This window comes from Nonomuraea zeae (genome assembly GCF_005889725.1).
Taxonomy (GTDB): Bacteria; Actinomycetota; Actinomycetes; order Streptosporangiales; family Streptosporangiaceae; genus Nonomuraea; species Nonomuraea zeae.
In genome coordinates, this window is sequence record NZ_VCKX01000010.1 from 1 (window position 1) to 21,339 (window position 21,339).

Sequence of the window (21,339 nt, forward strand, 5' to 3'; positions counted from 1 at the left end):
AGCTCCACCCGACCGACGACCCGGCCTTGGCACCCGCCACCGAAGCCGCCTAAGATCCACCCACGGCACCTACCTCGTCGAGCTATTTACACCGCTCCGAGGACGCGACCGCCGCCCGGGCACACCGACTCATGGAGACAGGCCGGCACCTCGGCAAAATCGTGCTGATCAACGACTGAGCCACAAGACGGCAACCGCCGAACGGAGGCCGGCGTATCGCGTCAGGCGTTCGGCCTCATCTCGTGGGTGCGACTCGCCACACGGTGTTGCCCGCGTCATCGGCGACCAGCAACCCTCCCGCCTTGTCGGCGATGACCCCCACGGGGCGTCCGTAGGTGGTGCTGTCGCCGGAGCCGGGCCTGAATCCGGTGAGGAAGTCCCGCGGCTTCCCGCTGGGCATGCCGTCGGCGAACGGCACGTGGACGACCTTGTACCCCACGGGTTCGCCACGGTTCCACGACCCGTGCTCGCCGATGAACGCGCCGCCGCGGTACGGCTCGGGAAACGACGTGGCGAACGCCAGCCCCAAGGGTGCCGTATGCGCTCCCAGCGAGTAGTCAGGGCGCAGCGCCTTGGCCACCAGGTCGGGGCGAGCGGGCCTGACGCGGTCGTCGACCTTTGTGCCCCAGTAGCTCCATGGCCAGCCGTAGAAGTCGCCGTCGCGAACCCTCGTCAGGTAGTCGGGCGAGGTGTCGTCGCCGAGGGCGTCGCGCTCGTTGACGACGGCCCAGAGTGTCCCGGTGGCGGGCTCGACGGCAAGGCCGTTGGGGTTTCTGAGGCCGGATGCGAGGAGGCGCTCGCCGCTGCCGTCCGGGTTGACCTCGAGCACGGCCGCGCGTCTGTGCTCGACCCCCAGGCCGTGCTCACCGGCGTTGCTGGCCGATCCGACCGTGACGTAGAGCTTGGACCCGTCGGGGGCGGCGAGCAGGTTGCGGGTCCAATGGTTGTTGTACCCGCCTGCCGGCAGATCGAGGATCTTCTGCCCTTCCGCGGTGATGCGGGTTTCGCCGAGCGTATGAGGAAAGCGCCACACCCCGTCGGTGCCGGCGACGTAGAACATGACGCCGGTGCCATCGGGGGCGGCTGGTTCGACCGCGTGCGGGGGCGCCGGTTTCAGCAGGGCCATGCCGAAGGGTTGGTGCAGGTTGTCCAGGAACGTCCCGCGGAAGTCGGCGACGCCGTCGCCGTCGGTGTCGCGGAGCAGGGTGATCCGGTTCGCGCTCTGCCCGGTGGTGGAGCCGTCGTTGCGACGCAGCCAGTTGAGGAACCCCATCACCGGCGAATCCGGATTTTTCGGCAAAGTAGCGGACTCGGCCACGAGCACGTCGCCGTTCGGAAGCTGGTAGAGCCAGCGCGGATGCTCCAGCCCGCCCTCGAATCTCGTCACGGAGAAGCCCCGAGGCGCGGTGGGCGCTTTGCCGGGCGGCCATCCCACGACGTCGGGCGGGTTGACCTTGGGGATCGGGAACGTGTCGGGATCTCCGAGTCTGGGCCGGCTCCCCAGGTGCGCCTCCGTCTGCGCCCGGCCGCCCCGGTTGACGGCCACGAAGGCTGCGGCCGTGGCCGCCGTGGCGAGCAGGAGCAGCACCAGAAGGGCGCGCCCGGCGATCCGGATGACGGGCCGCCTCCAGGCGTTGGCCATCTCTCACCCCTCGCTCTCGGGGGTGCTGAGCGGGAGACCGGCAGCCCGAGGGGCTTCCGGGGGTGGTACGGGAGCGACGAAGTCGCCGGGACGTGCGGGAATGCTGCGAATTTCCACGGCCATCACCTTTCGGGATTCGATGACCCCCACGGTGCTTGGCGGGCGGGAGCAGCACATCCGCCTTCGGGCTCGGCCTACCGGCCACTTGGCGGAGCCCGGCAGGCCAGTTGATGGCCTGCCGCAGCCGGCGCTACCCGGACGTCATCCGGCGGCGCAGGAGTGCCGGCCGCGATCAGCCCAGGTCGCCGCCGGTGCAGCGGGCCGGCGAGTGGCTGGGGGCGGCATGGCGTACGAGCCAGCCGGCCGATCGCTCGGCCAGCCGCCACTGCGCGTCGTGGTCGAGCTCGGGAAACATGTGCCCCGCACCGGGAATCTCCTCGACCCGAACGTCCCCGCCGGCCGCCCGGAGCGCCTGCGCGAGCCGGTGGCTCTGCCTGCGGGGGACGGCGGTGTCCAGGTCGCCGTGCAGCAGCAGGAACGGAGGAGCGCCGGGCCGCACGGCGTGCACCGGGCTCGCCGCTCGTGCCAGGTCGGGGCGCTCCGCGGCGGTCGCGCCGAGCAGCAGCGCCTCCCTGGAGCCCGGCCCGCGGTCGGGCTCTCCCCCGGCGTCCTCGATGTCGTCCGGCATGTGGAGCAGGTCGGTGGGCGGGTACCAGCAGACGACCGCGGACACCATGGCCGGCTCGGTCAGCGCGTGGAGGGCGGCCAGGTGCCCTCCGGCCGAGACTCCCCAGCTCACCATGGTGTCCGTGGCGATCCCGTGGTCGCCGCGGTGCTCGGCGAGGTAGCGCGCCGCGCTGGTCAGGTCCGCCAGCGGGGCGGGGAACCGCGCCTCGCCGCTGAGCCGGTACTCGATGCTGGCCACGGCGAGGCCGAGCCCGGCGACGCGCTCGAAGAACGACGGGGTGGCGAAGGGCGGCTGGGTGCGGCGGCCGGCTCGCCAGCCACCCCCGTGCAGGTACAGGCACAGGGCGGCGGGAGCCGGCGGCACGTAGAGGTCCAGGGCGAGCGGGCGGAAGCCGGGTGGCTGCGCGTAGACGATCTCCCGGAGGACGGCCACCCCGGTCACGACGCGCGGGCCTCGATCAGGGGCTCCTTGTGGAAGCGGCCGCCCTGCATGATCGCCGAGATGTTCCGCTGATCCTGGAGGATCGTGACGTCCTGTGCCGGGTTCCCCCGCACCATGAGGACGTCGGCCAGGTAGCCGGGGGCCAGCAGGCCCAGCTCGTCGCCCATGCCCATGACCTGGCCGCCGTACTGCGTGGCGGCGCGCAGGGCCTCCAGCGGGGTGTAGCCGAGCAGCTCGACGAAGAGCTGCAGGTCGCGGGCGTTTCGGCCGATGGGGTTGTTGGGGAATCCGTAGTCGCCGCCGGGCAGGGCGCGGATGCCGCGGGCGCGGATCTCCGGGTAGATGGCGGCCATGCCCTCCAGAGCGGCGACCGAGCCGATCTTCTCCGCCACGCCGCGGTCGATGCCGAACTCCGCGCCCTCGTGGACGTTGGCGTAGATGATGCCCGGGGCCGGCGAGACGAAGACCTCGTCCTTGACCGATTCCAGCAGGTCGAGGGCTTCCTCGTCCGCGTAGGTGCAGTGGTAGATCGAGCGGAAGCCGGCACGTACCGCGATCTTCACCGATTCGGCGGACTGCGCGTGACAGTTGAGCCACACCCCGCACTCGCGGGCCGCCTCGCCGGCGGCGGTGGCCTCCTCCTGGCTGTACTGGGTGAGCTGGGAGCCACCGGGGATGAAGACGTCGTCGTTGCTGAGCAGGAACTTGACGCTGTCGAATCCCATGGCGGCCTGCTCGCGGACGAACGCGCGGCAGGCGTCGGGGCCCTGCCAGCCGGGCTCGACGTGGCCGTCCGGCCGCACGGGGTGGTTGTCGCGCTCCATGCTGGCCGCGCGCAGGCGCGGGCCCGGCACCGCCCCCGCGGCGATCTTGTCTCGCAGGATCACCTCGGTCGGCATGGGCAGGATGGAGCCCGCCGAATAGGCCGCGGTGAAGCCGGCGTCCAGCAGGATCGCCGCGTTGCGCTCGGCCCTGGCCAGCTCGGCCTCCAGGCCCTCGATCCGGCCGAAGAAGCTGACGTCCAGCGGCGGGTTGAAGCCCGGGTCGATGTGGCCGACCGCGGAGGGGAAGGTGAGGTGCGCATGGGACTCGATGAGGCCGGGCATGACCGTGCAGCCGCGGGCGTCGATCACCCGGTCCTCGCCGTGCTCTTCCTGCCAGCGGCCGCGGACCTCCACCACGCGGTCGCCCTCGACGACCACTTCACCCGGTTCGGGGGACGAGCCCGTTCCGTCGAAGACCAGGCCGTTGGTGAAGACGATTCGCTTCATGGTGCACGCTCCCGGCGCGGGATTCTCACGTAATGAGAATGGGTTTTGTTAAGCACTCCCGAGAAAGAGTGGCCGTGGACCCCGCCGGCTGTCAATGCCTGCAGGTGCCGGTGACCAGGTGCCGCTCGACCTGCGGGCAGAGCCCCGCCGTCACACCTGGGAGCAGCCGAGCAGCAGGGAGATCTCCTGGCCCGTACGCGCCGCCTGCGGGCGCAGCTCCCTGATGAGCCGCTGCGCCGACCAGTCGCGCGCCTGCACCGCGACGTTCAGGCCCGCGATCACCTGGCCCGAGGCGTCGCGCACCGGAATGGCGATCGAGCGCAGCCCGAAGGCGAGCTCCTCGTCCTGGACGGCACAGCAGTCCCTGCGGATGGCGGCGAGCTCGTCCCGGAGCTCGTCTAGGGACAGCTTGGCGTTGGGACCGTGCGGCGGCAGGAAGGATCCGGCGGTGACGCGGGTCTCCAGCTCGTCGTCGCTCAGATGGGCCAGCAGCAGCTTGCCGATCGAGGTGAACACCGCCGGAAGCGTCGAGCCGACCTGGATGTTCGCGGTCACCAGGTCGGAGTTCCGGATCCGGATCAGGTAGAGCACCTGGTCCCCCGTCAGCACGCACAGGTTGACGGTCTCCCCCGTGGCCTCGGCCAGCGCCTTGAGCTCCGGGGTCGCGAGCTCGACGAGGTCCATGCTGCGCAGCGCGGCGCTGCCCAGCGTGAGCACGCGGACCCCGGGCCGGTAGTCGCCGTTCGGCAGATGGACGAGATAGCCCTCCGCGGTCAGCGTCATGACCATCCGGTAGACCGTCGGGAGCGGGACGCCGCTGGCGGCGGCCATGTCGCTGACGCGCCAGGCCGGGTGCTGCTCGGTGAACAGCGCCAGCAGCCTGAGGCCCTTGGCCAGCGCCTCGATGCGGTATTCGGGCCGGGGAGCGGACTCGGTCGGCGAGGCGGTCTGGGCCGGCCTCCGTCTGGCGGGCATGCCACGCGCCTCGCTCTCTCACGCCCTGAGAAACCCATGTTCGAGGCGCGAGACTATCACGAGCCTCGCCGGCCGGCCGCTCTCACCGCGGATCCTCCGCGCCCTCCAGCCAGGCCAGAGCGTCCTCGGCCCAGGCGATCTCCGCCCGGGCGCGGGCGATGTTGCCCTGCATGGCCAGCACCTTGAGCCCGGTGATGAGCCCGTGCTCGCTGCGCGGCCGGCCGGCCAGCCGCTTGACCAGCCGGGGGAAGACCCCGCGGCGCATCTCGCGCAGTTGCCGGAGGTAGACGGCCAGCAGGTCCTCGTAGTGGCGGCGATGCGTGCTCAGGTGTTCGCGGATCACCTCCACCGGGGCGGTGTCGAGGAACATCAGCTTGACCCGTTCGGCGTCGCGGACGGGCGGGTATTCCACCGGCTGCGCCAGCCACTCCCGCAGCTCGGCGGCCCCCTGCTCGGTGAGCTGGTAGGTCCGCTTCGGCTTGCCCGGGTTGTCGTCGGTCATGGTGCTGGTCACGAGCCCCTGGCTCTCCAGCCGCCGCAGCTCCGGATAGATCTGGGTGTGCGAGGCGTGCCAGAACCACCCCAGCGACTCGCCGAACTCGCGCGCGAGATCGTAGCCGGAGGTCGGCTCGGTGCTGAGGAACCCCAGCAGGGCGTACTTCAGAGACATCTGACCGTCTTTCGCGCTCCGGGACCGCAGATCCTGGTCCTATGTCAATCTTCACATAGGTTCGACGCTCCGTTGCCCTGGTGAATCCGGGCAGGCAAGAGTAGAGATTGACATAGCGGGACATGGACATCCGCGCTGGCGCATGGCTAGCATCCGTCAGGATGAAATCAACTTTCGCTGGATGAACTTGGAGGCCGGTCATGGATTGGCTCGGTCTGAGCGGGCGCAAGGCGCTCGTCATGGGTGCGGGCGGCCTCGGCGCCGCCTGCGCCAAGGGCCTCGCGCAGGCGGGGGCGTCCGTGACCGTCGCGGACGTGGACGCGGCCAGGCTGAAGGAGCTGCAGGCCGATCCGCACCTCGGCGGCGCCGGCATCGGCGTCATCCGCGCCGACCTGGCCGGCGCCGCGGCGTGCGAGGCGGCGGTGACGAGCGCCGCCGCCGAGCTCGGCGGGCTCGACGTGCTCGTGCACGCCGTCGGGGTCAACGACCGGCGGCCCGTGGTCGACACCCCCGACGAGGTGTGGGACCGCATCGTCACCCTGAACCTGTCCACCGCCTTCTGGGCCGGGCGGGCCGCCGGCCGGCTGATGCGGGAGGCCGGCCGGGGCAGCATGGTCTTCTTCTCCTCGGTCTCCTCGCAGCTCGCGCATCCGCACCACGGCCCCTACGCGGCCAGCAAGGGCGGCCTGGACCAGCTGGTCAAGGTGATGGCCAGGGAGTGGGCGGCCGACCGGGTGACCGTCAACGCGGTGGCGCCCGGCTACACCGAGACCGAGCTGACCCGCGACTACCTGGCCAGACCCGGGATGCGGGAGGAGATGACCAGGCTGGTCCCCGCGGGACGTCTGGGGACGCCGGAGGACGTGGTGGGCGCGGTCCTGTTCCTCCTGTCGCGGCGGGCCTGCTTCATCACCGGCCAGGTGCTGTACGTCGACGGCGGCAGGACGCTCGTATGACCGCGCCGCCGCCCGGACGGCCGCGGAAGCAGAGGCAGGCGAGGTCCACCGCGCGCCACGGCTCGGTCCACAAGGAGAGGGAACATGAAGCTGATCACCTTTGACGACGGCCGCGTAGGGCGGCTGGAGCTGGAAGAACGCATTGTCATCCCGTTGCGGCTGCCCTCCACCAGGGCGTACTTCGAAAGCGGCGGCCACGCCCCGGAGACCGGCGAGCGCCTGCGCCTGGACGACGTGCGGCTGCGCGCCCCGATCGTGCCGAAGAAGTTCTTCCACACCTCGGGCAACTTCCGCGAGCACGAGGACGAGTCGAAGAGCGTGGACTGGTCGCACCCGATCCACAAGGGCATCGTGTTCTTCCAGAACGTGGACGCCATCGTGGGCCCGGACGAGCCGGTCATCTACCCCGAGCACCTGACCAGCGAGCTGGACTACGAGCTGGAGATCGCGGTGGTGATCGGCAAGCCCGGCAAGTTCTTCGGCGTGGACGACGCCCCCGGCCACATCGCCGGCTACGTGGTCTACAACGACATCACCGCCCGCGACATCCAGCGCAGGGAGATGGCCTCCGGCGTGTTCTCCTTCTGCAAGGCGATCGACACCTTCAACCCGCTCGGACCGTACATCGTCACCGCGGACGAGATCCCGGACGCGCAGAACCTCGACATGGAGCTGCGGGTCAACGGCCGGGTCCGGCAGAAGTCCAACACCAGCCGCATGTCGGTGTCCATCCCGCACCTGGTGGCCTACCACTCGCCGCAGGGCTACAGCGCGGGCGACCTGATCTCCACGGGCACCATCCAGGGCGTGGCCGGTTTCAGCGGCGATCCCAGCCTCTACCTCAAGCCGGGCGACGTGATCGAGGCCGAGGTCGAGCGGCTCGGCGTGCTGCGCACCCCCGTCGTGAGCTGGGAGCAGGGGCATGGCACCCCGGTGCCGGAGAAGGTGGACTGGTGAGGGCCGGCGTCCTGGACGGCCGGGCCGTTCTGATCCGCGGCGAGCTGGCCGCGGACGTGGCCGTCCGCGGGTTGCCCGGCGAGCCGATGGCGCTGCTCGAACGGTGGCCGGAGCTACGGGAGCTGGCGGCCGGCCTGCCGGACGACGCCTTCGACCTGCCGCTCGGCCAGGCCGCCTGGCAGGCGCCGGTGCCGAGGCCGCGGCAGGTGTTCGCCGTCGCGCTGAACTACCCGCCACACGCCGCCGAGGCCGGCTTCGACCCGCCGGAGCATCCGCTGGTGTTCACCAAGTTCCCGGCCTGCCTGACCGGACCGCGCTCGATCGTCACGCTGCCCGAGGGCAAGGTGGACTGGGAGGCGGAGCTGGTCGCGGTGATCGGGCGCCACGCCCACCGCGTCAGCGAGGAGCGCGCGTGGGAGCACGTGGCCGCGCTCACCGCCGGCCAGGACCTCTCCGAGCGAGTCACCCAGAGCAGGGGCGCGCCCGCCCAGTTCAGCCTGGGCAAGTCCTTCCCCGGTTTCGGACCCACCGGCCCGCTCCTGGTCACGCCGGACGAGCTGGCCGACCCGGACGACCTGGAGATCACCTGCCTGCTCAACGGCGAGGTGGTCCAACACGACCGCACCAAGTCGATGATCTTCCCGGTGCCGGAGCTGGTGGCCAGGATCTCGGCCGTGGTGCCGCTGCTGCCGGGCGACCTGATCTTCACCGGCACCCCGGCCGGCGTCGGCAACCGCCGTACGCCGCCCCGCTACCTGAGCGCCGGCGACGAGCTCGTCACCCGCATCGAGGGCATCGGCGAGCTGCGCCAGACCTTCCAATGACGACAGGAGAACGTCGCGTGTCAGAGCAGTCCATCCCCCGGCGCTTCGCCGGCAAGAGCGTGCTGGTGACCGGCGCGGGCACCGGTTACGGGGCCGAGATCGCCGTCCGCGCCGCCCAGGAGGGCGCCCGGGTCGCCGTGCACTACAACACCTCGGCCGCCGGAGCCGGACGTACCGTCGCCCGGATCGAGGAGCTGGGGGGCGAGGCGGTCACCGTCCAGGCCGACATCAGCCGCCACGACGACATCCGCCGGATGGCCGAGGAGGTCTTCGCCCGCTTCGGTGGCCTGGACGTGCTGGTCAACAACGTCGGTGACGTGGCGCCGGAGCAGATGTCCTGGCGCGACCTCACCGAGGAGTCGATCGACCGGGTGCTCGCGGTCGACGTGAAGGGCACCATGCTGTGCACGCACGAGCTCGGCTCACGCATGCTGGAGCAGGGCCACGGTGCGATCATCAACATCGGCTCCACGGTCATCGTGCGCGGCAGCCCCCGCGCTCCGCAGTACGCCGCCGCCAAGTACGGCATCCTCGGCATCACCAAGTCCTACGCCGCGGCCTTCGCCCCCACGGTGCGGGTCAACACCTTCGCGCCCGGGTTCATCGAGACCGAGGCCACGCTGAGCCGGCACGACTGGCAGAGCGGCCGTCGCGAGGAGCTGATCTCCCGCACCCCGATGAGACGCGTCCCCGGGCCGGCCGAGCTGGCCGGAACCGCGCTGTTCCTGGCCACGGACGACGCCGCCCACATGACCGGCGTCTATCTCAACGCCGACGGCGGCTACAACATGATCGGCGCCTGAGAGGACCGCGCGTTCAGCCGTTCCCGGGGCCGGCGGCGCGCGGGTGCCAGGCGTGCGTATCGGCGGCATGGCCGAGCGGGAAGACCGGGTCCGCGGTGCCGCCCGGCAGGTCCTCCGGATGGGCCTCGACGGCGGCCATGGATCGGGGCAGCTCGAACGGCAGCCGCCCCTCCGGGCGCGCGTGCCCGAACACGACGTCGAGCACGGCGTCATCGCCGGCCCCGAAGTCGGCGACCAGCGCGGCGGCGCATCCGGCGAGCTCCGGGATGACGGCGGGGCGATCGAGGAAGACGTCGATCACGGTCGGCACGGTGGCGGCCAGCGCGCACAGGTGCTCACGCTGCCGGTCGGGCAGGTCGAGCCGGCCCTGGTGGAAGAACGCCTCCGGCAGCCCCTTCCTGGGCTCGTACGGAGCAGCGATGCGCACCAGCGCGGCGTCGGCGTCCTCCGGCCGGCCCACCACGGTCGCGTGCCCGGCGGCGAGGCCGGGGTCGATCCCCTCGACGTAGAGCCGGATCCCGGAGGCGAGCGGCAGCAGGCCGGAGTCGTTGCTCAGCAGCGTCATCGCCCGCCGCTGCGCCGCCGCGCCGGCCGCTGCGAAATCCGCCCGGCCCACGGTGGCCACCGCGCGTTCCTCGTCCACGTACGGGTCATCGAACAGGCCCAGCCGGAACAGCACGGTCAGCACGCGCCGTACCGACTCGTCGATCCGCGCCTCGCTGACCCGGCCGGCGGCGAGCAGGTCGGTGATCACCTCGGGGCACCACTCCCCGCCGAGCTGGTCCACGCCGGCGTCCAGCAGGAGCAGCGCGCGCCCGGCCCGGTCGAGGTGCTCCACGCCCCACGCACGGGCCGGCCACAGGCTGCCGTCGGGCAGCACGGCGGCTGTGAGCAGGCCGAAATCGGTGCACACGACGCCGTCATAGCCCTCGTCGCGGCGCAGCAGCCCGGCCACCACCTCCCGGTCGAAGGCGAACCCGACCTCGCCGAGCCCCGGCACCCCCACCGGCCGGCCGTAGTACGGCATCACGGCGGCGGCCCCGGCGCGCAGCGACGGGCGGAACTGCTCGCGGTGCAGCTCGAACAGCCCGGCCGGATAGACCTGGTCCTTGCCGCGGGCGAAGTGCGCGTCCTCGCCGCCGGCCTGCGGGCCCGCGCCGGGCCAGTGCTTGACCATGCCGGCGACGGAGCCGGGGCCGAGCCGCGCCCCCTGCAGTCCCTCGACGTAGGCGCCGGCCAGGCGGCCCACCACGTCCGGGTCGGCGCCGAACGTGCCGGCGGCGCGGCACCAGCGCGGCTCGCTGGCCAGGTCGGCCATGGGGTGGATCGCCAGCCGGATGCCCACCGCGGCGTACTCCGCGCGGATGACCCGCGCGAACTCGCGCACCAGCTCCTCATCGCCGATCGCGCCGAAACCGAGCGGTTCCGGCCAGCGCGAGCAGCCGCCGGAGGGGACCGAGGTCAGCGGGTTCTCGTTCGCGGAGTGGCGCGGATCCGAGGAGACCAGCACCGGGATGCCCAGCCGGCTGCCCGCGGCCAGGTCCTGCAGCCGGTTGTGCCAGCGGGCCAGGGGCCCGGCGGCGACCGGCGCCATCAGGGCCAGGCAGCGCAGGTGCAGGTCACGTACGGCGTGGGTGGTCGGAGCGGTGGGCAGCGGGCCCGCGGATTCCTCGGCCAGGCCGCCGTCGGGCCGGGCCGCGACGGGCGCGTGGCACATCAGCCCGGCCTTCTCCGCCGGCGTCATCCGGCTGATCAGGTCGCTCACCCGCTGCTCGATCGGTCGGGTCGGGTCTTCGTACGGGGCCATCACGCCGTCGCCGTCGAGGTCCCGGAAGGCGACGCCGTCTTGGATGGGCCGTGGTTCAATGCGTGACACAGGCATGAGCATGACGGCGGGCGACGCCGGTCACCTATCGCCATGCCATTCATTGGCAGGACCGCCGGGAGGACGACGCGGCCGGCTCAGAGCTGGGAGTCGGGAGCGCCGCTTGAACGGCGCGCGCCCAGTTCGCGGGAGATGCTCCGCGCGGCGGTCTGGACCGCCAGTCCCAGCAGCCGAGGCTGCGCGACCCGCTTCGGCACCAGGACCCCCAGGACGCCCACCGCCGTCTCGTCCTGGCCGAAGACCGGCGCGGCGATCGAGACGATGGTCTCGGACTCGTCCTCACGGCGGAACACCGCCAGCCGCTTCAGCCGCACGTCGGCCAGGGTGCGGCGCAGAGTGTCGGCGGGGATGAGCCGGTTGCCCGGCTCGCTGTAGACCGGCTTGGCCAGCAGCTCCTCCTGCACCTCCTGGGGCGCGAAGGCCAGCAGGACCAGCCCGACCCCGGTCGAGTGCAGGGGAAGCCGGCCGCCGGTCCGGTATTCCACCGACGCCGCCTGGCGCGCGGACAGCCGCTCCACGAGCATCGCCTGCATCCCGTCGCGGACGGCGAGCTGCACGTGCTGACGGGTGACTTCGGCCAGGTCGTGCATGAAAGGCAGGGCGACCTCGCGGAGCCCGTGCCCGCGCGGCGCCAGCGTGGCGACCTCCAGCAGCCGGAGGCCGACGCAGTATCGGCCCGCGCCGTCCCGTTCGAGCGCGCCCCAGCTCACCAGGCGAGCCGCCAGGCGCAGGGCGGAGCTCAGCGGGATCGCGCTGCGGCGGCTCAGCTCGGCCAGCGTCAGTACGCGGTGATCGGCGTCGAACGCCGCGAGCAGGGACAGGGCGCGGTCCACGACGGGCTCGCCGTGCGGGGGCCGGCGTCCGCGCGCCGGTGCGGAAGCCGTTCCGGTCGCCCGCACATCGGGTTGGCCGGATTGTGATGACCCGGGCCTTTCATTGATTGGCATCTCGGCTTAACGGTACAGCGCCACGGCGTCATCCTTCCGGGCAAGCCAGGCGCGGGACGGTCGACGGCCTCCGACAAGCCCTCACACCATCGCCGCCGATGGCTGACCGCTCGGCGAAAGGTGTCCACGATGAGTACTTCTGACCTGCAGGGCGAGAGCGTGCCGGACCCGGCGGGCATCGGCTCGGCCGACCGCGACACTCCGCCGGACGGCTGGCCCAACCCGCGCCAGGGCTTCCTGTTCTTCCTCGGCCTCGCCGCGATCGGCGCCGCGATGGCCAACCTCGTGCCCGCCGTCCTGACGCTGTCGATCAAGGCGACCGTGATCGCGCCGGATGACGCCGCCACCGTGGTCTCCATCGTCACCAGCATCAGCGCCCTGTGCTCGCTCCTCGTGTTCCCCGTGTTCGGCAGGCTCAGCGACCGCACCATCGGCCGGTTCGGCCGGCGGCGGCCGTACCTGCTGCTGGGCGCCGTGCTGTTCGCGGCCGGCGCGCTCACCATGCTGGCGGGTGACACCACGCTGGTGCTGACGGCCGCGGGCATCGTCACGGCGGTGGGGTTCAGCTCGGCCACTGTCGCGCTCACGGCGGTCGTCGCCGACCAGTTCGCGCCGGACCGGCGGGGACCGGCCTCGGCCGTCATCGGGCTGAGCCTGCCGGTCGGCGCGGTCGTGGGCCTGTTCATCGCGCAGTCGGTCGCGCCGAATCTGGCGGCGATGATCCTGCTCCCCGCGGGAGTCGCGGCTCTCGGCTGCGCCCTGTTCGCCGTCATGCTGAAGGACAAGGAGCTGTCGCCGGCCGAACGTCCGCCTTTCGGCTGGGGTGAGGTGCTCGGCACCTTCTGGGTGAACCCCGCGCGCAGCCCCAACTTCGGCTGGGCCTGGCTGAGCCGCTTCCTGGTCTTCCTCGGCGTGGCGGCGATCCAGGCGTACCAGGTCTTCTACCTGATGAACGCCCTGGGCTTCGCGCCGGCGGAGGTCGCGGGGGCCGTCTTCCTGTCGACGCTGGTCCTCACCGCCGCCGCCCTTGTCTTCGCCCCCATCGCCGGCAAGATCTCCGACCGGATCAGGCGTCGCAAGCCGTTCGTCATCGCATCGGCGCTGATCTTCGGGGTCGGCCTCCTGCTTGCCGCCTTCGCGACCTCCTTCCCCTTCTTCCTGTTCGCGATCGGCGTCGTCGGGCTCGGCCAAGGGGTCTACTTCGCGGTCGACATCGCGCTCGTGACGGAGATCCTGCCCGACCCGGCCAACCCGGCGAAGGACCTCGGGATCATGAACCTCGCCAGCAGCCTGCCGGCCTCGATCCTGCCGGCGATGGCTCCCGCGATCCTCTCGATCGGCGCCTCGGCGGCGGCCCCGCAGAACTTCTCGGCGCTGTTCCTGTTCGGAGCGCTCGCGGGCCTGCTGGGCGCGGCCCTGATCCTGCCCATTCGAAACGTCAGGTAGCGTTCCCCGCCGCGACGGCTCAGCCGCGGCCCAGGCCGCGGCCGTCGACGGTGATCGAGCGCGCCAGGCGGTCCAGGTGCGCGCGCACCGCACCGGCCAGGTCGAGCGTGCCGCCGCTGATGACCCACTGCAGTTGCAGGCCGTCGCTGGCGGCGATGTACTCACGCGCCACCGACGCGAAGTCGACGTCCTCGCGGAAGTGGCCGGAGCGGGCGCCGTCGCGCAGCCGCCGGGTGATCTCCGCGACGGCCTGCTCGTAGCGCTCGGCGAACAGGGCCTGCGCCGGGCCGGCCCGGTCGACCGCTTCCGCGGAGATCAGCACGAACAGCTCGATGAGCCCCGGCTGGGCCAGATGCCGCTCGGTGGTCTCGACCATCGCGTGCAGGACGTCCAGGCCGGTGGCCTCGGCGGGCAGCCCGGCCCACCAGGTGGCGTCCCCGGCCAGACGGTGCTCGGCGACGGCCAGCAGCAGGTGCTTCTTGCTGGGGAAATGGTGCAGCAGCCCGCCTTCGCTGAGCCCGGCGTCGGCGGCGATCTGCGCCATCGAAGTGGAGTGATAGCCGCCCGCCTCGGCGAACCGTCGCGCGGCCAGCTCGACGATCTTGGCGCGGCGCGCCGTCCCGACCGCGTAGCCGCCGCGCCGGGAGGTCTTCATGGCTCCCGAGCCTACCGGTCCGCGGCAGGTGAAGGCATGGATCGCCGAATGAAAACCGAGTAATCTCGGTTTTCGCGCTTCGGCAGGCAGCGCACCCCCGCGAGGCAGAAAGTCCCTCATGACCGCACCCACCCACCTTCGCGTCGAGCACCTCGACGAGCCGCTCGGCATCGGCACGCCGCGCCCACGCCTGTCGTGGTGGCTGCCGGCCGGCAGCTCACGCCAGCTCGCGTACCGCATCCAGGCGGACGGGTGGGACTCCGGCGCCGTCGGCTCGGCGGCCAGCGTGCTGGTCCCCTACGAAGGGCCGCTCCCCCGGTCGGGGCAGCGCGTGACCTGGCGGGTGAAGGTATGGACGGACACCGGGGAGAGCGGCTGGTCCCGGCCGTCCTGGTGGGAGCCCGGCCTGCTGGAGCCGGACGACTGGACCGCGGCCTGGATCAGCCCGGCCGATCCGCGGGCGGCCGCACCCGGTGAGCGTCCCGCCTACCTCCTGCGTACCGAATTCGCCCTGGACAAGCCGGTGGTCAGGGCCCGCGCGCACGCCACCGCGCGCGGCCTGTACGAGCTCCACTGCAACGGCAGCCGGGTGAGCGACCTCGAGTTGCTGCCCGGGTTCACCTCGTACCGGACGCGGCTGCAGGTGCAGACGTTCGACGTCACACCGCTGCTGCGGCAGGGGCCCGGCGTGCTCGGCGCGGTGCTGTCCGACGGCTGGTACCGCGGACGGCACGGCTTCCTGCGGCTGCCCGATCAGTGGGGCGAGGAGGTCGCCCTGCTCGTTCAGCTCGTCGTCGACCATCCCGGCGGCAGCAGGACGGTGATCGGGACGGGCCCGGACTGGCGGTGGGCCACCGGCGCGATCGTGTCCGCCGACCTCATGGACGGCCAGCGCGTCGATCTGCGCGAGGACCTGCCCGGCTGGTCACGGCCCGGACCGTGCGGCGGTGTCTGGAGCGACGTGGCGCTCGCCGAGCCGGAGCAGGCCCGGCTGGTCGCCTCCCCCGGCCCGCCCGTGCGGGCGGTGGAGACCCTGCGCCCGGTCGCCGTGACCACGGTGCGTCCCGGCGTCCAGGTGATCGACCTGGGACAGAACATCAACGGCCGGCTACGCCTGACCGGCCTCGGCCCGGCGGGCACGACGCTGACCCTGACCCACGGGGAGGCGCTCACCCCTGACGGCGACGTGACCACCGAGAACCTGCGCGCCTTCGACTTCGCCACCCGCGCGCCGCTCCCGGCCGGCCAGACGGACCGGGTGACGGCGGCGGGCCTGGACGGGGAGACCTTCGAGCCCCGGCACACCACCCACGGCTTCCGCTACGCGCGGGTGGAAGGCCACCCGGACGGCCTGGCGCCCGGCGACGTGGCCGGCGTCGTCGTCCACACCGACCTGCGGCGCACCGGCTGGTTCCGGTGCGCCGACGAGCGCCTGAACCAGCTGCACGAGGCGGCGGTGTGGAGCTTCCGCGGGAACGCGTGCGACATCCCGACCGACTGCCCGCAGCGGGAACGGGCCGGATGGACCGGCGACTACCAGCTGTTCGCGCCGGCCGCCGCGTTCGTCTTCGACGTCGCGGGCTTCACCTGGAAGTGGCTGCGCGACGTGGCGGCCGAACAGTGGCCGGACGGCCGCGTCCCGAACTACTCCCCCGGCCAGCCGCCCTTCCTCCTCAGCCCGGCCGAGGCCGGCATGACCGGCTCGGCGGGCTGGGGTGACGCGATGGTGAACGTCCCGTGGGAGATGTGGCGCGCGTACGGCGATCGCGACCTCCTCGCCGAGTTCTACCCGGCGATGCTGCGCTGGGTGGACTTCGGCGCCACCCGCGCGCGTGAGCACGGCCACCCCGGCCGGGCGCCCGGGCCCCACGACCGCTACCTGTGGGACACCGGCTTCCACTGGGGCGAATGGCTCCAGCCGGACGGCCCGCAGCATCCGGAGCCCGACCGCGACCACAGCGTGGTCGCCACCGCCTACCTGCACCGTTCCGCCCGCCTGGTGGCCGGCATCGCCCGGCTGCTCGGCCACCAGGGCGACGCCGCCCGCATGGACGAGCTGGCCGCGGGGACGCTGATGGCCTGGCGGCACGCGTTCGTCCGCCCGGACGGTGGCCTGGCCGTGGACGACCAGGCCACCCACGTGCGGTCGCTCGCGTTCGACCTGGTCCCGCCCGCGCACCGGGCCCTGGCGGCAGCGCGCCTGGCCGAGCTCGTCCGCCGGGCCGGCACCCATCTGACGACCGGCTTCCTGGCCACCCCTCATCTGCTGCCGGTACTGGCCGACAACGGTCATTTGGACGTGGCGTACGAGCTGCTGCTGCGCGACACCGCCCCGTCCTGGCTGCACATGATCGAGCAGGGGGCGACCACGATCTGGGAACACTGGGAGGCCGTCGGCGGTGACGGCACGGTGCGGGGCTCGCTCAACCACTACAGCAAGGGCGCCGTGATCTCCTTCCTGCACACCCACGTGGCCGGAATCCGCCCGCTGGAGCCGGGTTACCGCCACTTCGCCGTCGCGCCCCGGCCGGGCGGCGGCCTGAGCTGGGCGGAGGCCGAGCTGCACAGCCCGTACGGGCGGATCCTGTCGTCCTGGCGCGTCACCGGGGACGAGCTGGAGCTGCGGATCGAGGTGCCGCCCGGCACGACGGCGGACGTGCGCCTGCCCGGGGCGGAAGGGCACGCGACCACCGCCCCCGGCACCCATACCTACCGCACGAGGCTCTGACCTGCGACGCGAGCGCGTCGGGTCCCTGCCCGGGCCCCGGCATCAGCAGATCGCCACTCGGCCTCTTCAGGGCACGGACGGTGCGCAGACCGGCTCGTACGGCTCGCCCGGCACGTAGAGGTTCCACTCCTCGCGCGTGATCGTCCGCTGGGCCAGGACGCACACGCCGGCCTCCAGGTCGGAGGGCAGGTTCACGTCCCACAGCCGGATGGTGGCGTCATACCCGGTGCTGACGAGGGTGCGGCCGTCCGGGGTGAAGGCGACCCCGGAGACGCCCTGGTCATGCCCGGTCAGCGGACGGCCGAGTTGCCGCCGGGTGGCGACGTCCCACAGCCGGATCGTGCTGTCGCGGCCGGCGCTCGCGAGCAGCCGCCCATCGGGACTGAAGGCCGCCATCCATACCGTGTGGGTGTGCCCCACCAGCGGCTGGTCCTTCTGCCGGCCGGTGCGCACGTCCCACAGCCTGACCGTGCGGTCGCTGCTCGCACTGGCCAGAACCGAACCGTCCCGGTTGAACGCGACGTAGGTGACGGCGTCGATGTGGCCGCGCATCGGGGAGGCCCTCTCCAGGCGCGTACGCCGATCCCACTGCCGGACGGTCCCGTCGTCCATGCCCACCGCGAGGGTGGTGCCGTCGGGGGCGAAGGCCAGTGCGGAACCGCGGACACCTGTCACCGGCGGGCCGATCTGCCGGCGGGTCCGCACATCCCAGAACCGCAAGGTGGCGTCCGCACCGGTGCTGGCGAGCATCGTCCCGTCCGGGCTGAACGCGAGCCCGCGCACCCAGCTCTGACCGTCGTCCTCGGTGTGGCCGCGCAGCGGCGGCCCGAACTGCCGCTGGGTGGCGACCGTCCACAGGTCGATCACTCCGTCGGACGCGCCGGTGGCCAGCAGCTTGCCATCGGGGCTGACGGCCACCGGGCCTCCGTCGCCGATCCTGCCGGGCGCGATGGGCTGTCCGAGCGGGCTCACAACGGGCTGTCCGCGACGGTCGCGCCCGGCCAGCGTCCACAGCCGTACGCCGTTGCCGCTGGAGGTGGCGAGCGTGCGGCCGTCAGGGCCGATGGCGGTGCCGTAGATGGCGCCGGTGCCGGGCCGGGTGACGGGCCGGCCGGTTTGCCGGCCGCGGACGAGGCTCCAGACGCGGACGGTCCCGTCGACGGCGGCGCTGGCCAGCGTCGTCCCATCCGGGGAGAAGGCCACGTCCAACGGCGTGCCGGTGTGGCCGACGAGGGGAGCCCCGATCTGCCGGCGAGTGACGAGGTCGTACAGGACGATCGTGCCCGCGCCGCCGTCGGTGGCCATCGTGCCGCCATCGGGGCTGACGGCCAGCGCGGTGCCGGAGCCCTGAAGGGGGGCGCCGAGCCGGCGATGGGTGGTCGTGTCCCACCAGCGCACGGTTCCGTCGCTGTCCCCGCTCAGCAGCTTCGTGCCGTCAGGGGTGTAGGCCACCTTCCAGGCCGCGATGTTGCCCTTGCGGGTGGCCGGGCGGGGCATGATCTCGCGGCGCCGGGCCACGTCCCAGAACAGCACGGCCCCGGTCGTGCCGGCGGTGGCCAGCACGCGCCCGTCCGGGCTGAAGGTCACGTCTTCTGCCTGATCGGCAGTGATCTGGGCGACGCGCCGCCGGGTGGCGACCTGCCACAGATAAAGGACGCCGTCGTCTCCCGCGCCGGCCAGCGTCTCGCCATCGGGGCTGAGCGCCACAGCGTTGAAGCGCACGGTCTCCCCGTCGAGGACGCCTGCGACGGTGAGCGGGTCGCCGGCCGGGCGGCGGGCGGCGATGTCCCACACGTGTATCGCGCCCCCGTCGGAGTCCTCCGTGCCGCTCGCGCCGAACAGGAGCCTGCCATCCCGGCTGAAGGCCACTCCCCGCGCGCGTTCATCCGGCGCGAGCGTGAAGCGTGCGATCGGACGGCCCGTGGCGATGTTCCAGAGCCGTACGGTGCCGTCGCGTCCAGCCGAGGCCAAGGTCGTGCCGTCGGGGCTGAACGCTACTTCCTCGACATCGGCGACATGCCCGGCGAACACCGCGCGAGCCGGGTTGAGCAGCGCGGCGGTCATGGCCGCACGCGCCTCCGGCGTGTCGTCCATCCTCCATGCGGCGGCCGCCAGCAGCCGCGACAACGCGGGATCGGATTCGCTCACGTCCACGCTGCGCCCGGCGAGCTCGCGCGAGCGCGCGGCGTTCTCCTGCGCGCTCGCCTTCGATGCGCGGTCCACCGCGATCCCGGCCCCCGCCAGAGCCGCCACCAGCAGGATCGCCAGCGCGACGATGACGGCGCGGCGGGTGCGCGCGACCCGCGTGGACACCCGGACGCCGGCCTCCAGGAACTCGCGGTGCACGCCGGTCAGCACGGGGTGGCGTAACGGATCGGCGTCCCATCGGGGAAACGCCTCCTGCAGCTCCGACAGGCGGCTGCCCCGGTAGAGGAACGCCGGATCTCGGCTCTTGTCCTGCCAGTCCGCGGCGCTGTTCAGGAACTGCCGGAAGACGATGTGGTCCCTGCGCCCGTCGGCGAGCCAGCCGCTCAGCTTGGGCCAGGCGTGCAGCATCGCGTCGTGGGCGATCTCGATGGTGCCGCCGGCGCCCTGAGCGCCGCCGTCGCCGCCGAGGACGAGCAGCCGCCGGTCGGCGAACGCCCCCAGCACCGCCTCGACATCCGCGCTTCGCTCCGCCGGATAGCCGCCGAGCAACTCCCCCCGCGCCACCCGGAGCCGCACCGGCCGTCCGTCGGGCCCGATGTCGGCCAGATTCAGGAAGACCGCACGGGTGAGGCGCTGCTGCTCGGCGGTCAGGGCGTCGTACACCTCGTCCGCGGCCGACTCCACCGCGTGGGCGACGCCGCCCATCAGGCCGTACGCGCGGCTCGTCAGCGTGCGGCCTTCCCTCCTCTCCCAGGTGAGCAGCATCGCCTGCGACAGCAACGGCAGCACGCCGGTGCCGTAGCCGCCTTCGTCGGCGTGTGAGCGCAGGTCGCTCAGAACGCTTTCGACCAGGCCGGGTTCGAGCTCCAGGCCGGCGGCCGCGGCGGGTCCGGTGACGGCACGGCGTAGATCGGATTCGGTCATCGGGCCGAGCACGAACTGCCCGTCCTCCAGCGCCTCGCCCAGAACGGGGTGCGCGGCGCAGGTGGCCGCGAAGTCGCCACGCACGGCCAGCACGACCAGCGCCGGCGCGGCCGCGGCAGCGACGAGCGCGGTGCAGAAAGCCTCCCGCTCCTTGCTTCCGACCAGCTGGAAGACCTCCTCGAACTGGTCGACTACCAGCACGAGCCGGCCGGCTTCACGCCGCCGGCGCCGTTCGGCGTCGGCGAGCACGGCGTGCTGCACGGTCAGATGGGCGTCCTGCGGATTGGCCTCCAGCGAGCGGCGCACCGCACTCGGTTCGAGCCCGCCCAGGGCACTCAGCCGTACTGCCAAGGCGTCGAGTGGACGCGAGGTCGGCGTCATCACCACCTGCGGCCAGTGCTCGCAATCCGGCGCGCCCGGCAGCAGGCCACGGGCCAGCGCCGGCAGCAGCCCCGCGCGCAGCAGCGAGGACTTGCCTGCCCCGGACGCACCCGTCACCATGGCCAGCCCCGATGCGGGCAGCCGCTCGGTGAGCTTGCCGAGCAGCCTGGCCGTGGCCCGCTCGCGGCCGTAGAAGATCGGGGAATGGTTGCGCTCGAACGGCCACAGCCCCCGGTACGGCGCCTCGTCCGGCCACCTGGGGCCGCCGTCGTCCGCTTGCTGCGCGGCGGCCGCACGCCGGTTGACGGCGGAGATCTCTTCGCGTACGAGGGTCAGCTGCACCGACTGCCGGAGGGCCAGATCCCGGTCGTGCTGCTGCTCGGCGGCCTGACGGTGCAGCATCTCCTGCAGTTGGGTGGCCTTGCCCGACAGATCGGCGAGCAGCTGGCGGAACTCGGCGAAGCTCCCGCTCAGCTCGGCGAAGACGGTCGTGAGATGGGCCTGCAGCCGCTGATCTCCGTCGATGACCGCCGCCTCAAGAGCGGCTCCCGCCGCATCGATCTCGTGCAGCACCCCGGCGATCGCCCGCCGCAGGTCCAGCGCGTCGGCGCCATCTGCCTCCAGCGATCGCAGGAGCTGGGCGCCGATCTCGCCTTCGACTTCCTCTTCCGACAGGGGGCGGCCGGCGGCCCGCTGCCGCACCGCGTCCATCGACTTGATGATCACATCGGCCAGCACGTTGCCGCCCACACCGCCGAGCACTTGGGCCCCGGCCGTGACCAGGCCATCGGCGCCGGCGAAGGCGAGCGGCACCAGGGCGCCGGCGCACAACGTCGCGATGACCGCCTGCGGAGACCGCTTCAGCAGACCGCTCCCGCTCCGCCGCACCACCAGGGCGATCCGCGCCCGCGCCGCCTGAGCCTGGGAATCGCCGGGCTCGTCGTCGGCGCCCGATCCCATGCACAACCCCCCGTCGGTCCGCGAAGGCACCCGCCCGT

15 protein-coding genes are annotated in these 21,339 nt (G+C 72.6%); 6 read left to right on the forward strand and 9 right to left on the reverse strand.

Annotation, left to right across the window (positions count from 1 at the left end; translation table 11 throughout):
- Positions 1-235: 235 nt before the first annotated feature.
- The 5 genes from ETD85_RS05060 to ETD85_RS05080 form a co-directional block, all read right to left on the reverse strand.
- Positions 236-1,642 (reverse strand): PQQ-dependent sugar dehydrogenase, encoded by a 1,407-nt coding sequence (locus ETD85_RS05060; protein WP_138688420.1) that lies wholly within the window; start codon positions 1,640-1,642, stop codon positions 236-238.
- A gap of 292 nt (positions 1,643-1,934) precedes the next feature.
- Positions 1,935-2,762, reverse strand: coding sequence for an alpha/beta hydrolase (locus tag ETD85_RS05065; protein ID WP_170246505.1), 828 nt, complete (start codon positions 2,760-2,762; stop codon positions 1,935-1,937).
- Positions 2,763-2,767: 5 nt separating this feature from the next.
- Positions 2,768-4,042: an amidohydrolase family protein gene (locus ETD85_RS05070; RefSeq protein ID WP_138688422.1), complete on the reverse strand. Its 1,275-nt coding sequence runs from the start codon at positions 4,040-4,042 to the stop codon at positions 2,768-2,770.
- A 150-nt stretch (positions 4,043-4,192) separates the two neighbouring features.
- Positions 4,193-5,017 carry an IclR family transcriptional regulator gene (locus tag ETD85_RS05075; RefSeq protein ID WP_138688423.1) on the reverse strand — a complete coding sequence of 275 codons (825 nt, stop codon included), beginning with the start codon at positions 5,015-5,017 and terminating at the stop codon, positions 4,193-4,195.
- Positions 5,018-5,099: 82 nt separating this feature from the next.
- A complete protein-coding gene (locus tag ETD85_RS05080; RefSeq protein WP_138688424.1) occupies positions 5,100-5,687 on the reverse strand; it encodes a PadR family transcriptional regulator in 588 nt (195 codons plus the stop codon).
- Between the two features lie 200 nt (positions 5,688-5,887).
- Between ETD85_RS05080 and ETD85_RS05085 the strand changes: the two genes are divergently transcribed.
- The 4 genes from ETD85_RS05085 to ETD85_RS05100 all read left to right on the forward strand — a co-directional run bounded on the left by ETD85_RS05085 (position 5,888) and on the right by ETD85_RS05100 (position 9,227).
- A complete protein-coding gene (locus ETD85_RS05085; protein WP_206058084.1) occupies positions 5,888-6,643 on the forward strand; it encodes an SDR family NAD(P)-dependent oxidoreductase in 756 nt (251 codons plus the stop codon).
- An 84-nt stretch (positions 6,644-6,727) separates the two neighbouring features.
- A complete protein-coding gene (locus ETD85_RS05090; protein WP_138688425.1) occupies positions 6,728-7,600 on the forward strand; it encodes a fumarylacetoacetate hydrolase family protein in 873 nt (290 codons plus the stop codon).
- Entirely contained in the window at positions 7,597-8,424 is an 828-nt protein-coding gene (locus ETD85_RS05095; RefSeq protein WP_138688426.1) for a fumarylacetoacetate hydrolase family protein, read from the forward strand. The genes ETD85_RS05090 and ETD85_RS05095 overlap by 4 nt, the downstream gene beginning before the upstream one ends.
- Before the next feature lie 17 nt (positions 8,425-8,441).
- Complete coding sequence (locus ETD85_RS05100) at positions 8,442-9,227, forward strand: SDR family NAD(P)-dependent oxidoreductase (protein ID WP_206058085.1); 786 nt, start codon at positions 8,442-8,444, stop codon at positions 9,225-9,227.
- Between the two features lie 13 nt (positions 9,228-9,240).
- Here the strand turns inward: ETD85_RS05100 and ETD85_RS05105 are convergent, their stop codons facing one another.
- Together ETD85_RS05105 and ETD85_RS05110 are read right to left on the reverse strand one after the other, a co-directional pair.
- On the reverse strand, positions 9,241-11,103 hold the full coding sequence (locus ETD85_RS05105; protein WP_206058086.1) for a glycoside hydrolase family 3 protein: 1,863 nt from the start codon (positions 11,101-11,103) through the stop codon (positions 9,241-9,243).
- Between the two features lie 86 nt (positions 11,104-11,189).
- On the reverse strand, positions 11,190-11,945 hold the full coding sequence (locus ETD85_RS05110) for an IclR family transcriptional regulator (RefSeq protein ID WP_240778966.1): 756 nt from the start codon (positions 11,943-11,945) through the stop codon (positions 11,190-11,192).
- A 243-nt stretch (positions 11,946-12,188) separates the two neighbouring features.
- Between ETD85_RS05110 and ETD85_RS05115 the strand changes: the two genes are divergently transcribed.
- Positions 12,189-13,505 carry an MFS transporter gene (locus ETD85_RS05115; protein WP_138688429.1) on the forward strand — a complete coding sequence of 439 codons (1,317 nt, stop codon included), beginning with the start codon at positions 12,189-12,191 and terminating at the stop codon, positions 13,503-13,505.
- A 19-nt stretch (positions 13,506-13,524) separates the two neighbouring features.
- Here the strand turns inward: ETD85_RS05115 and ETD85_RS05120 are convergent, their stop codons facing one another.
- Entirely contained in the window at positions 13,525-14,160 is a 636-nt protein-coding gene (locus ETD85_RS05120; RefSeq protein WP_138688430.1) for a TetR/AcrR family transcriptional regulator, read from the reverse strand.
- A 118-nt stretch (positions 14,161-14,278) separates the two neighbouring features.
- Here ETD85_RS05120 and ETD85_RS05125 point away from each other — a divergent pair, with 118 nt between their 5' ends.
- A complete protein-coding gene (locus ETD85_RS05125; protein WP_138688431.1) occupies positions 14,279-16,888 on the forward strand; it encodes a family 78 glycoside hydrolase catalytic domain in 2,610 nt (869 codons plus the stop codon).
- 66 nt (positions 16,889-16,954) lie between these two features.
- On the opposite strand, the gene ETD85_RS05130 is transcribed toward ETD85_RS05125, so the two are convergent.
- Positions 16,955-21,301, reverse strand: coding sequence for an NACHT and WD repeat domain-containing protein (locus ETD85_RS05130; RefSeq protein WP_138688432.1), 4,347 nt, complete (start codon positions 21,299-21,301; stop codon positions 16,955-16,957).
- Positions 21,302-21,339 lie beyond the last annotated feature (38 nt).